At 45.0% G+C, this 12824-nt stretch carries 16 protein-coding genes; 3 read left to right on the plus strand and 13 right to left on the minus strand.

All coding sequences use genetic code 11. From position 1 onward, the window contains the following. Nucleotides 1-238, plus strand: a 238-nt coding sequence (locus B9J84_RS06000) for an IS4 family transposase (protein WP_272925450.1), incomplete at its 5' end; no start/stop codon positions are given. Between the two features lie 58 nt (nucleotides 239-296). On the opposite strand, the gene tuf is transcribed toward B9J84_RS06000, so the two are convergent. The 9 genes from tuf to fkpA all read right to left on the minus strand — a co-directional run bounded on the left by tuf (nucleotide 297) and on the right by fkpA (nucleotide 7630). After that, a complete protein-coding gene (gene tuf, locus B9J84_RS06005) occupies nucleotides 297-1481 on the minus strand; it encodes an elongation factor Tu (RefSeq protein ID WP_013857920.1) in 1185 nt (394 codons plus the stop codon). A 123-nt stretch (nucleotides 1482-1604) separates the two neighbouring features. Beyond that, complete coding sequence (fusA, locus tag B9J84_RS06010) at nucleotides 1605-3701, minus strand: elongation factor G (protein ID WP_010318928.1); 2097 nt, start codon at nucleotides 3699-3701, stop codon at nucleotides 1605-1607. A gap of 75 nt (nucleotides 3702-3776) precedes the next feature. Beyond that, entirely contained in the window at nucleotides 3777-4247 is a 471-nt protein-coding gene (gene rpsG / locus B9J84_RS06015) for a 30S ribosomal protein S7 (RefSeq protein WP_013857921.1), read from the minus strand. A 96-nt stretch (nucleotides 4248-4343) separates the two neighbouring features. After that, a complete protein-coding gene (gene rpsL / locus B9J84_RS06020; protein WP_010318930.1) occupies nucleotides 4344-4718 on the minus strand; it encodes a 30S ribosomal protein S12 in 375 nt (124 codons plus the stop codon). Nucleotides 4719-4900: 182 nt separating this feature from the next. Then, nucleotides 4901-5176 carry a sulfurtransferase complex subunit TusB gene (gene tusB, locus B9J84_RS06025; RefSeq protein ID WP_017048284.1) on the minus strand — a complete coding sequence of 92 codons (276 nt, stop codon included), beginning with the start codon at nucleotides 5174-5176 and terminating at the stop codon, nucleotides 4901-4903. A 9-nt stretch (nucleotides 5177-5185) separates the two neighbouring features. Then, entirely contained in the window at nucleotides 5186-5542 is a 357-nt protein-coding gene (gene tusC, locus B9J84_RS06030) for a sulfurtransferase complex subunit TusC (RefSeq protein WP_013857923.1), read from the minus strand. Beyond that, the gene (gene tusD / locus B9J84_RS06035; RefSeq protein ID WP_010318933.1) at nucleotides 5539-5943 is read right to left on the minus strand and encodes a sulfurtransferase complex subunit TusD; all 405 of its coding nucleotides are present in this window, start codon (nucleotides 5941-5943) and stop codon (nucleotides 5539-5541) included. The genes tusC and tusD overlap by 4 nt, the downstream gene beginning before the upstream one ends. Beyond that, entirely contained in the window at nucleotides 5937-6656 is a 720-nt protein-coding gene (locus B9J84_RS06040) for a transcriptional regulator (protein ID WP_013857924.1), read from the minus strand. The genes tusD and B9J84_RS06040 overlap by 7 nt, the downstream gene beginning before the upstream one ends. A gap of 185 nt (nucleotides 6657-6841) precedes the next feature. After that, a complete protein-coding gene (gene fkpA, locus B9J84_RS06045; RefSeq protein ID WP_010318935.1) occupies nucleotides 6842-7630 on the minus strand; it encodes an FKBP-type peptidyl-prolyl cis-trans isomerase in 789 nt (262 codons plus the stop codon). Nucleotides 7631-7769: 139 nt separating this feature from the next. Here fkpA and B9J84_RS06050 point away from each other — a divergent pair, with 139 nt between their 5' ends. Next, nucleotides 7770-8750: a WD40 repeat domain-containing protein gene (locus B9J84_RS06050; protein WP_026027456.1), complete on the plus strand. Its 981-nt coding sequence runs from the start codon at nucleotides 7770-7772 to the stop codon at nucleotides 8748-8750. Nucleotides 8751-8752: 2 nt separating this feature from the next. Beyond that, nucleotides 8753-8980: a SlyX family protein gene (locus B9J84_RS06055; RefSeq protein WP_010318937.1), complete on the plus strand. Its 228-nt coding sequence runs from the start codon at nucleotides 8753-8755 to the stop codon at nucleotides 8978-8980. Nucleotides 8981-9035: 55 nt separating this feature from the next. Here B9J84_RS06055 and B9J84_RS06060 read toward each other — a convergent pair whose 3' ends face one another. The 4 genes from B9J84_RS06060 to hflX all read right to left on the minus strand — a co-directional run bounded on the left by B9J84_RS06060 (nucleotide 9036) and on the right by hflX (nucleotide 12795). Beyond that, on the minus strand, nucleotides 9036-9212 hold the full coding sequence (locus B9J84_RS06060) for a DUF2065 domain-containing protein (RefSeq protein ID WP_094123756.1): 177 nt from the start codon (nucleotides 9210-9212) through the stop codon (nucleotides 9036-9038). A gap of 71 nt (nucleotides 9213-9283) precedes the next feature. Further along, nucleotides 9284-10264 carry a protease modulator HflC gene (gene hflC, locus B9J84_RS06065; protein WP_013857929.1) on the minus strand — a complete coding sequence of 327 codons (981 nt, stop codon included), beginning with the start codon at nucleotides 10262-10264 and terminating at the stop codon, nucleotides 9284-9286. A gap of 2 nt (nucleotides 10265-10266) precedes the next feature. After that, nucleotides 10267-11460 carry an FtsH protease activity modulator HflK gene (gene hflK, locus B9J84_RS06070; protein WP_013857930.1) on the minus strand — a complete coding sequence of 398 codons (1194 nt, stop codon included), beginning with the start codon at nucleotides 11458-11460 and terminating at the stop codon, nucleotides 10267-10269. Nucleotides 11461-11505: 45 nt separating this feature from the next. Further along, the gene (gene hflX / locus B9J84_RS06075; RefSeq protein ID WP_010318941.1) at nucleotides 11506-12795 is read right to left on the minus strand and encodes a ribosome rescue GTPase HflX; all 1290 of its coding nucleotides are present in this window, start codon (nucleotides 12793-12795) and stop codon (nucleotides 11506-11508) included. Between the last annotated feature and the right edge of the window lie 29 nt (nucleotides 12796-12824).

A 12824-nucleotide genomic window follows, 5' to 3' on the forward strand; every position in this document is an offset into this window, starting at 1 on the left:
GATATTAAAAGGCAAAGCATGGAAGCTAATGTGGCTAAAGCTAGAAAGAAAAGGGCTACCGAAGGAAGCTCCGGACATATCATGGGCTTACAGAGGTATTGCTCGATTAGGGGGTTGGAAGAATACAAAGCGAACGGGTCGTGCTTCTATAAAGACATTATGGCAAGGATGGTTTAGGTTACAAACCATCCTTGAAGGGTATGAACTGGCTAAGTCTCTTGATTCACCAGACTTGTGATCAAGAGACAGGCCTAAGCTTCCCTTTTTAATGCAGTGTGTGCATAAATTATCGAAAATTAAGCGATAACTTTAGCAACAACACCAGCACCTACTGTACGACCGCCTTCACGGATCGCGAAACGTAGACCTTCATCCATCGCGATTGGAGCGATTAGCTCTACAACCATTTGGATGTTGTCACCTGGCATTACCATCTCTACGCCTTCTGGTAGAGAGATATCGCCTGTTACGTCCGTTGTACGGAAGTAGAACTGTGGACGGTAGCCTTTGAAGAACGGTGTATGACGGCCGCCTTCATCTTTAGACAGTACATACACTTCTGACTCGAACTTAGTGTGTGGAGTGATTGAACCTGGTTTCGCTAGTACTTGACCACGTTCTACTTCATCACGCTTAGTACCACGTAGAAGTGCACCAACGTTCTCACCTGCACGACCTTCGTCAAGCAGCTTACGGAACATCTCAACACCTGTACAAGTCGTTGTGATTGTGTCTTTGATACCAATGATCGCAACTTCATCACCTACACGTAGGATACCGCGCTCGATACGGCCAGTTACTACTGTACCACGACCTTGGATTGAGAATACGTCTTCGATTGGTAGTAGGAATGCTTGGTCTACTGCACGCTCAGGCTCTGGAATGTAAGTGTCTAGCGCTTCAGCAAGTTCAATGATTTTCGCTTCCCACTGCTCTTCGCCGTTTAGTGCGCCTAGTGCAGAACCTTGGATAACTGGTAGGTCATCACCTGGGAAATCGTACTCAGATAGAAGCTCACGAACTTCCATTTCTACTAGCTCTAGAAGCTCTTCATCATCAACCATGTCACATTTGTTCATGAATACGATGATGTAAGGAATACCAACTTGGCGACCAAGTAGGATGTGCTCACGAGTTTGTGGCATTGGGCCATCTGTTGCAGCAACAACTAGGATACCGCCGTCCATTTGCGCAGCACCTGTGATCATGTTTTTAACATAGTCAGCGTGTCCTGGGCAGTCTACGTGTGCGTAGTGGCGTGCTGGTGTATCGTACTCTACGTGAGAAGTATTGATTGTAATACCGCGCTCGCGCTCTTCTGGAGCGTTATCGATAGATGCGAAGTCTTTCGCTTCACCACCGTACACTTTTGCAAGTGTAGTACAGATAGCAGCAGTTAGAGTTGTTTTACCGTGGTCAACGTGGCCGATAGTACCAACGTTTACGTGCGGTTTCGTACGTTCAAATTTTGCTTTAGACACGATCGTGTTCCTTCCTAGTTATGATTCGTCTTGAGTCACATATAGCTCAAGACGCGCCAGAAATTGCTATTTTATGCGCCAACTCTCATCAGCGCAATAGATTCGTTATTAAACAAATAACAGTTAACCACGTTCTGCAATGATTGCTTCTGCAACATTTTTTGGCACATCAGCGTACTCTGCAAACTCCATGGAGTAAGAGGCGCGACCCTGAGTGGCAGATCGTAAGTCTGTTGCATAACCAAACATTTCCGATAGAGGGACTCTAGCATGGATAATCTTAAGGCCTGCATGGCCTTCATCCATACCTTCAATCATGCCGCGACGACGGTTTAAGTCACCCACAACATCACCCATCCAATCTTCTGGAGTAGTTACTTCAACTTTCATCATTGGTTCAAGAAGAACAGGCTGCGCTTCTAAAGCACCTTTCTTGAACGCCATCGAACCAGCAATCTTAAACGCCATCTCGCTTGAGTCGACATCATGATATGAACCATCGAATAATGTCGCTTTCACATCCAGAATCGGATAACCAGCTAACACACCGTTGTTCATTTGCTCTTCGATACCTTTCGCAACCGAGCTGATGTATTCCTTAGGAATCACACCACCAACGATTTCGTCGACAAAGACAAAGCCTTCACCGAGTTCCGCAGGTTCAATCTTAAGCCAAACGTGACCATATTGACCACGACCACCAGATTGACGAACGAACTTGCCTTCTACTTCCGCTTTTCCACGGATAGTTTCGCGGTAAGCCACTTGTGGTTTACCAACGTTACAGTCCACACTGAACTCACGCTTCATGCGATCAACAATGATGTCTAGGTGAAGCTCACCCATACCAGAGATCAACGTTTGACCTGTTTCCTTATCGGTTTCGACACGGAAAGATGGGTCTTCCGCCGCTAGTTTACCTAGCGCAATACCCATTTTTTCTTGGTCAGCTTTAGAGCGAGGCTCTACCGCAATTTGAATCACTGGCTCAGGGAATTCCATGCGCTCAAGAACCACTTTGTGGTCTGGGTTACATAGCGTATCGCCTGTCGTGACATCTTTTAAGCCGATCGCAGCCGCAATATCGCCAGCACGAACTTCTTTAATCTCTTCACGTTTGTTGGCATGCATCTGTACGATACGACCAAAACGTTCTTTTTTCTGTTTCACTGAGTTGTAAACGGCATCGCCAGAGTTCACCACACCAGAGTAAACACGCATGAAAGTCAATGTCCCAACAAATGGGTCAGTGGCAATCTTAAATGCAAGTGCCGAGAAAGGTTCGTTGTCGTCAGCGTGACGTTCTACTTCGTTCTCGTTTTCATCCACGCCTTTAATGGCTGGTACATCTACCGGTGAAGGCAAATATTCAACAACCGCATCCAATACCGCTTGTACGCCTTTATTTTTAAAGGCACTACCACAAGTGGCCAATACGATTTCATTGTTAATGGTACGAGTCCGTAGCGCTTGTTTGATTTCCGCTTCTGTCAGCTCGCCGTCTTCAAGATACTTTTCCATTAACTCTTCACTAGCTTCCGCTGCCGCTTCTACTAGGTTGTTGTGCCATTCTTCGGCCAACTCAAGCATATCTTCTGGAATGTCTTCGTAAGTAAACGTCATGCCTTGATCGGCTTCATTCCAGTTGATGGCTTTCATCTTGATAAGGTCGATGACACCTTTGAACTCTTCTTCCGCACCAATATTTAATTGAATAGGAACAGGAGTCGCACCAAGACGATGTTTAATTTGGTTTACAACGCGTAAAAAGTCTGCGCCAGCACGGTCCATTTTATTAACGAACACCATGCGAGGAACACCGTATTTGTCAGCTTGACGCCATACAGTTTCAGACTGGGGTTCAACACCAGATGAGCCACAGAATACAACCACAGCACCATCAAGCACACGAAGTGAACGCTCTACTTCAATTGTAAAGTCAACGTGTCCTGGGGTATCAATGATGTTTACGCGATGATCTTGGAACTGTGCTTCCATACCACGCCAGAAGGTTGTCGTAGCAGCAGAAGTGATAGTGATACCACGTTCTTGCTCCTGCTCCATCCAGTCCATGGTTGCAGCACCATCGTGAACTTCGCCGATTTTGTGAGAAAGGCCAGTGTAGAACAGAATACGCTCAGTAGTGGTTGTTTTACCTGCATCTACGTGAGCACAGATACCGATGTTGCGGTAGCGCTCAATAGGAGTTTTCCGAGCCACGATTGTATCCTCTTACTAAGGTAATCCTTAGAGTATGAAAATGTGCTGCGAGAGAACCTCGCAGCACAGAAGGTATTACCAGCGGTAATGAGCGAATGCTTTGTTCGCTTCTGCCATACGGTGAACGTCTTCACGTTTCTTAACAGCAGTACCTTTATTTTCTGACGCGTCTAGCATTTCAGCAGCTAGGCGAGCAGCCATAGATTTTTCACCACGCTTACGCGCAGCATCAACTACCCAACGCATAGCAAGTGCGTTACGGCGAACCGGACGTACTTCTACTGGCACTTGGTAAGTTGAACCACCCACGCGGCGAGATTTAACTTCGACCGCTGGACGTACGTTTTCAAGAGCTTCTTCAAATACAGCTAAGTGACCTTTGCCAGATTTCTCAGCCATAGTGTCTAGTGCAGTGTAAACAATTTTCTCTGCAGTAGATTTTTTACCGTCAACCATAAGAATGTTAACGAATTTTGCCAGCAGTTCAGACTTGAACTTTGGATCTGGAAGGATCTTACGCTGACCAATAACGCGACGACGTGGCATGGATATTCTCCGTTGTCTTTTTCAGGTTATCCAAAACTTTTCAGTTTCTTCAAAAATTAAATAATTTAGTGTTTGGCCTTACTTAACGGAAATCCATTAAGATTTAGGACGTTTCACACCGTATTTAGAACGAGCTTGTTTACGGTCGTTTACGCCTGCACAGTCAAGTGCACCACGGATTGTGTGGTAACGCACACCTGGAAGGTCTTTTACACGACCGCCACGGATAAGAACAACTGAGTGCTCTTGAAGGTTGTGACCTTCACCGCCGATGTACGAAGTCACTTCGAAGCCGTTCGTTAGACGAACACGACATACTTTACGAAGTGCTGAGTTAGGTTTTTTAGGTGTAGTAGTGTAAACACGTGTACATACACCACGTTTTTGTGGGCACGCTTCTAGTGCTGGCACGTTGCTTTTAACAACTTGCTTTACACGAGGATTGCGGACCAACTGGTTAATAGTTGCCATTAACTAGCTCCTGAATTTACTTAAAGTAAGCTTTGTGAAAAATCTAGTCCCTAGTGCACTTAGTACAAATAGGGACGCAAAATTCTATGCAGCAGTGAGAGGTGTGTCAAGAAATATACAGATCTTTTTTAACCACCATAAGTAAAGGGTGGGTAATAGAGGGGTAATAGCGATAAGAAAATCTACCAAGTGATTGATTTTTCATAGTTAGTAGTAAGTTCAACCAAACCAGAGAAATCCACTTTGGTAATTTGTACTGAGCAGAGATCCTGCACCCCACGCGCGCAGAGATCCTCAAGTAAGACATAAACCCTGTTCAGATCGTTGAGTAGTAAAAAAGAGCCCGCACTAGGGTTACTCATATAAACCGCTTCTTCAACCAAGATAATACTATCCTCAGCCAAACAATAACGCTGCGCTAAGGCCAGTTTTGCCGTGTCTTTTACAATATGCAGCATAGGTACACCTTAGAACGTTAGTACTTGATCGCACTCGTGAAGTAACTGAGCGATTTGCTGAGGCGATTTTTTTTCAACATCAATGACCCATTGAGCCGATGCTAACCCCAACTCTTCAACGCTTTGCTCACACAGATAAAGGTGTTCAATATCGTATAACTCAAGCAGTTTAAACGCACTGATGTAATCACGGCTAAGCAGTTGTTGCGGTGATTGGTTGGCGACGATTTGCGTCACGCCAAGCCCAACAAAAAAGAGCGAGATCGCATCACAATAGGCAGAGGCTGCCAGTACAGCATCCAGCCCTTCTCTTCCAGCCGAACTAGAATGAGGCGAAGAATGAAAAACAAAACCGATTTTTTTCAAAACTGTACCACTCGATCTTGAGTTAATAACGCTTCAGCTAAGCTTCCTAACCCAGTTTGTGCAAAACCTTGTGCCAAATTATGCGCAGTGAGCTGGTGTTGCTGAGCTTCATTTTCACTGATAATGCCACGACGTAACGCTGCAGCAACACAGGTTTCTAAGCGTACATGATGTTCAGTAGACAGCTTCTGCCATGCTTTCACAAGATCAAACTCATCGTTCGCAGGCGCGGTGATCGCAGAGCCATTGAAAACACCATCTTGATAAAAAAATACTTGCTTGAGTGAATGCCCTTTTTCTAGCAATGCACAGGCAAACAGATAAGCACTACGCGCTGCCTGTGTGCCATACACTGAGCCATTGACCAATAATGTGTAACTCAATACTGGCTCCACTAACATTCATCTCCGGTCTTGCGTTGGCGAATGTAGAGATAGACAGTATGTTTAGAGATATTGAGCCGATCAGCTACGCGGTTAATCGCATCTTTGATGTCAAAAATGCCTTTGTCGTACAACTCCATCACAATCTGACGATTCTTGGTATTGTTAGACACTGATTTATCGGCGTTGATCTCTTCAATTGTACGCTCTACCGTCTGATCCACCAGCTCTTCAACATCACTGGCAAAGTTAACCGATGAGGCGGCTTCCTGAGCTTCCTGAGTCGGCATGAATGATTGCAGAACTTGTGAGAACGGAGCATCTAAATTGACGTTGATACAAAGTAAGCCAATGACTCGGTTATCACCATTACGAATCGCGACCGTAATCGATTTCATCAACACACCACCCTTGGCGCGAGAGAAATACGATCGTGAGAAGTTACGCTCCGATCCTTCAATATCTTTCAACATACGCAGTGCAAGATCGGTGATCGGGGAACCCACTTGACGTCCCGTGTTTTCACCATTGGCAATTTTAATCGCCGAGGTATTGAGATCTTCCAATGAGTGCAGAACGATCTCACAAAAAGGACCAATCAGGCTGGCGATACCGTCAACCACAGCTTCATAAGATCGAAGAATGATTTTATCGTGATCACTAAATGGCATCACGTGCACGGATTCCATTTCAAGCAACATATCCGCGTTTAGAGTTTCTGTCGTTGTCACTGTTATCTAGCCTTAGAGCGAAAAATCAACAAATTGACGTAAGTTTATCAGAAAATTTTAATCGAAAACTCTGTTAAGTCACTAACAAGTGATTTAGAACAACTAATTAGTGAGTCGTTAGAGACAGAAAAGGCCTGATTCATCAGGCCTTTGAGCTGGTTACAACGGTTCAACAATGGCTGATATTATTTAGCCGCATCGCTACCGTTATCAATTTTTAGTAACTCCACTTCAAACACAAGTGTTGAGTTTGCTGGAATAGTCGGCGTATCTTGCTCGCCGTAAGCCAGTTGCGGCGGGATAACAAACTTGTATTTTGCTCCCACTTGCATCAGTTGCACACCTTCTGTCCAACCAGGAATAACCCGATTGAGTGGGAATGTCGCTGGCTCACCACGATCATACGAGCTATCAAATTGAGTACCGTCAGCCAGTGTCCCTTTGTAATGAACTTGAACAGTATCGGTCTCTTTTGGTGACTCACCTTTTGCTGGTGTCAGTACTTGGTACAGTAAACCAGATTCAGTTTTCTTTACGCCATCTTGTTTTTCAAATTCAGCGCGGAATTCGTCACCAGCTTTTTCAGCAGCAGCCGCTTTTTCAGCGGCTTTCGCTTGCATGGTTTCAGAAACGCGTTTATCTAGAGCTTCTAGCGCTGCGCGTGTCTCTTCTTCACTCAACTCAGCATTGCCCGCGAAGACATGTTCAATCCCTTTTAGAACCAGATCTTTATTCAGATTGATACCAATTTCGGCTGGTTTTTCAATGCTGGTGCTGAGGTAATTTGCAAAAGAGACGCCAATCGCGTAAGCCGCTTTGTCATCTTCTGTTTTAAAGTGAACCGTTTTTCCCGCTTCCGTTTGTACTTGTTCTGCTGCAGGTGCTGCTTCAGTTTTCGGGGCTTCATCTTTCTGGCAGCCAACTGCAAGCATGACGGTTGCCGCAAGCAGTGACACTTTAAACAATGATTTCATTTATTTCTCCAATTTGTAGGCAAACCTTTTGTTATTACGCACAAATTTCAGTGAAAAACTGGTGCGCTAAACAGAGTTGTACCAATATAGCGATATGTTGATAGATTGTCTTTACACTCAAAGCGGATAATTAGACTTGATGCGAATAATTTCTCATTCAATCCTAGGTTGCATTGTCATCTTGATGTTAAATGGCTGTTTTTTCTCTAACAGCGATGTACAACGTTGGGATATAGAACCAAACGGTTCGACCAGTTTCGGTTTAAGCCGCGATGGTCGTTTTGCGCTACTCTATTCCAAACAAAGACAACTCGTTCTATGGGATCTTGAACAAAACAAAACCTTAGCCGAATTGGGACCTCAAGACCCACAAGCCAATACCGTTTCCCATATTCGACTCTCCGATAATGGCCGTTTTGCCGTGACCGCTAGCCAAATTAACTTTGCCGTATGGGACTTAGGTTGGACACAAGCTCAAGGTTTGTGGTCCATCTCCGATGGGCTGATCCGAGACATTGACATTGCCAATAACGGGAAACAAGTTCTACTCGGTTTATCCAATGGTAAAGCGATTTACGTCGATTTAGTCACTGGACGTCGACTAGAGTTCCTTGCTCATCGAGAAAAAGTGAATTCTGTCGCCCTATCGCCCAATGGCCGCTTTGCTCTGACGGGAGGTAATGATTATTTTGCCTACCTTTGGGATACGCAAAGTGGGCAAATTTTACGATCGTTTGAACATGAGCAGCGGGTGAATCGAGTAGCGCTGCAGCGAGAGGGAAAATTAGCCTTTACCTCCGATGGTGGTAATCAATCCATTATTTGGGATCTCTCCTCGGGTAAGGAACAGGCGAAATTGCGCAGTTTTTCACGACAATTGATTTTCTCTACGGCGCGTTTTTCCGATGATGGCAGGTTGCTTGTGACAGGGAATCCTTCAAGCCAAGTCGCGGTTTGGGATACTCAAAGTGGTAAAAAACAGCAAGGATTCGAAGTAGAACCGCTAAAAGATGCTCGCCCACCCACTGCGGTGGTGTATGATGCGGCCTTTGATCATCAGCAACGAATTATTACCGGAAGCTCTGCAGGTATTGCTCAAGCTTGGAAACTCGACGATTAGTTATGAACGATAAGTATATTCAGCAATTAGAACAGCGTGTTAGTGACTTGGAATGCCAACTTGCTTTTCAAGAACAAACCATTGATGAACTCAATCAAGCATTATCAACACAGCAGCTCATGCTGACGAAAATGCAAGACCAAATGAAATATGTGGCTGGTAAAGTCAAAAATATGGATGCCTCACATTTAGCGGATCCATCAGAAGAGACTCCACCACCTCACTATTGATAGTGATAGTAATAAACTGATAATAATAAATCGGTTACCGCGCTATTGTGCATCACTATCGTGCGAAGTAGTACGCAATGATGCCCCCACAACCACCGATGCGGCGCAGTTGATGATCGGGCTGCTGGCTGAGCTCTGCCACCATCTTTCTCCAGCCATTAGGGGCGATTAACGGTCCAATACCTTCTGCAATTAACACCAGCCCCACAGCAAGCCAGATTGAATTCGACATAGTGCCTTCTCTCTTAAAGCCAATAAACGACAAAGGCTCCCTGAAGGAGCCTTTGAATAAACAACGGTCAATTATTTCGTTGTCAAACCTTTGGTGTTATTCATGTACTTGAAGAAATCACTCTTAGGATCAAGCACCAAGATATCACTCTTCTCGCTAAATGATTTCTCATAGGCTTTCAGCGAACGTAAGAACCCGTAAAACTCAGGATCTTTACTGTACACATCTGAGTAAATCTTCGCTGCTTTAGCATCAGCATCACCGCGAGTTACGCGAGCCGTTTTATCCGCTTCCGCTAAGATAGTCGCCACTTCAAGTTCAGCTTGAGCGCGAATGACTTCGGCTTTTTCACGACCTTGAGAGCGGTGTTTACGAGCTACTGACTCACGTTCAGCACGCATACGACGATAGATAGACTCACTGATCTCATCTGGGAGGTTGATTTTCTTAATACGGAAATCAACCACTCTCACGCCTAAATCTTTCAGTGCGCCTTTACGTGTATCTTCCAACACATTTTCCATCACTTGGTCACGCTGACCATCGATTTCCAATGCTTGTTTCGCAGCCTCAGTCGTGACGACTTCATCATCAGCACTTTCCGGCAAGACATCTTTATTACGTGGGCCTGAAACAATTTGTTTGATTTCACGAGAACCGATTTCAGAACGAAGAATGTCTGTCACTTTACGCTCTAACAGTGCTTGTGCCGTCAATGCATTGCCACCACCCGTTGCCAAGTAGTATTGACCAAAGTCTTCAATACGCCATTTGACATAGGTATCGATGATCACATCTTTTTTCTCTGAAGTCACGAAACGGTCAGAGCGGCCATCCATTGTTTGGATGCGCGCATCTAACGTTCTTACTCGATCAAACAGTGGCATTTTAAAATGCAAACCCGGTTCGTAGATTCGAGCAATTTCATTGTTATCTTTCAGAATACGACCGAAACGGACAACAATACCGCGCTCACCTTCAGGAATCACAAACAGCGACATCAACATCAATACCAGTGCAATCACTAATACTGGGATCATTAACTTACGCATTACTAGTATCTCCCTTGACGTGTATTGCTAGAGCGAGACGGTGTATTACCTGTATCACTGCTGGTTGGTGAATCAAGCTCTATCTGATCATAGGTTGATGATGATTTATCTTGACGTTTGGTGTCATTCTTACTGTCTTGGCCTGTAATTCGATCCAACGGTAGATAAAGCATATTGCCACTAGATTCTGAATCAATTAGCACTTTAGATGTGTTTGAATACACTTCTTCCATGGTATCTAGGTAGAGACGATTACGTGTCACATCTGGTGCGGCTTGATACTCAGGGAGCAGTTTTTCAAACTGTGCCACTTGACCCAATGCTTCGTTAATCGTGCGTTCTGTATAACCTTGCGCTTCTTTCTTCAAACGTTCTGCTCGGCCTGTTGCTTTAGGCAGAATTTCGTTCTTATACGCTTCAGATTCACGAATGAAACGCTCTTCATCTTCTCGCGCCGCAATCGCATCATCGAACGCATCTTTCACTTGCTCTGGCGGACGAGCCGACTGGAAGTTGACATCGACAATCATTAAGCCCATATCATAGCTATCAATGATTTGATTCAAGGTCGTTTGGGTACTTTGACGAATTTGCTGACGGCCACTGGTTAAGATACTGTCCATCAAAGAATCACCAACCACGGCACGTAATGCTGAGTCAGTTGCTTGGCGTAAGCTATCGTCAGCATTAGTCACACGATACAAGTACTTGTATGGATCAGACACGCGATATTGTACATCCATGCCAACAGTGACCACGTTTTCATCTTTGGTTAGCATCAAACCCGATGCACGTAGTGAGCGAATCGCTTGTACGTTAACGGCCGTCACCTCATCAACAAAGCGAGGACGCCAGTTCAAACCTGGATCAACGATGCGATCATACTTACCTAAACGCAGCACGACGCCACGCTCAGCTTCACCAATCGTATAGAAACCAGAAAAGAACCACACCGCAACTGCGATTGCAGCAATGACTCCAAAGCCAATTGCGCTACCACCAGAGAATGAAGGGCCTTTACCGCCTTTCTTACCAAATCGTCCGCCCAGTTTCTGGCTCAGTTTATTGAAAACCTCATCCAAATCTGGCGGTCCTTGATCACGGCCACCTTTATTTTTGTCACCACGATTATTACCCCAAGGGTCATTATCGCGGCCATTGTTGCCGTTGTTATTACCGGGCTCATTCCACGCCATTAGAAAGCTCCATCATTTGATATGACGTTATACTGTAGCAGTCCTTTAAGTAACTATAAAGTCACGCAAAACTGCTTCTTCTCTTTTTTCTAGTCTAAACCAATCAACTTGCTGCATACGAATGTTAATCAACAAATTACCATCTGGATCATATTCTTCTTGTTGAATACATTTCATTTGTGAAAATGCACTACGAATGCGACCTTGGTGCAGTGGTGGAATACACAATTGATATTGAATGACTTGACTCGCTAATCGCTCTGTCAATGCTTCGAAAAGCAGGTCAATACCTTGTCCATCCATGGCTGATAACCACACGGTTCTCGGTATTCCCTCATCATCTTTTTCGATGCGAGGTTGTTGGCCTTCTAGATTATCGATCTTGTTCATGACGACAAGCGTTGGCACCTCATGGGCGTCAATCTCTTCTAATACATCATGGACGGCTTTGATATTCTCACGAAAACGCTCATCACTGGCATCAACAACATGTAACAAAATGTCAGCTTCTTGAGTTTCTTGTAACGTGGCTTTAAATGCTGCAACTAAATCGTGCGGCAGATGACGAATAAATCCTACGGTGTCAGCGAGAACGGCAGTACCAACGTCCGCCAATTCGATTTTCCGCAAGGTAGGATCTAGGGTAGCAAACAGTTGATCGGCTGCATAAACCCCAGCTTCAGTAATGCGATTAAATAACGTTGATTTCCCCGCATTGGTATAACCCACTAGCGATATGGTGGGAATCTCAGCTCGATTTCGAGCTCGGCGTCCTTGTTCTCGCTGCTTAGCGACTTTCTCTAAGCGGCGTAATATCGCTTTAATACGTTCACGCAATAAACGTCTGTCGGTTTCTAGCTGCGTTTCACCAGGTCCACGTAAGCCTATACCGCCTTTTTGTCGCTCAAGGTGCGTCCAACCACGAATTAATCGCGTAGAGATGTGGCGTAATTGTGCCAGCTCTACTTGCAACTTCCCTTCATGGGTTCGTGCTCGTTGGGCAAAAATATCGAGGATGAGGCCAGTACGGTCAATCACTCGACATTGGCATAGTTGTTCAAGATTACGTTCTTGGGCAGGAGAAAGGGCGTGGTTGAAGATCACCACATCCGCTTCAACAAGTTGAACCGCATGCGCTATCTCTTGGGCTTTGCCCTCACCGACATAATATTTAGGGTGTGGAGTTTGACGGCTGCCAGTAATAATTTGCAGTGTCGACACTCCAGCAGAAGAAACCAGCATTTCACACTCGCTGAGATCATCCCACTCACCCTTTTGCGTGAAGTTGATATGAACAAGTACCGCTCGCTCACCGGCTTCGTAACGGTCAAACAAGCAACCAACTCCTTTGTAAGTAAATAATA

It is taken from the genome of Vibrio sp. V03_P4A6T147 (assembly GCF_002241085.1).
Lineage (GTDB): Bacteria > Pseudomonadota > Gammaproteobacteria > Enterobacterales > Vibrionaceae > Vibrio > Vibrio anguillarum.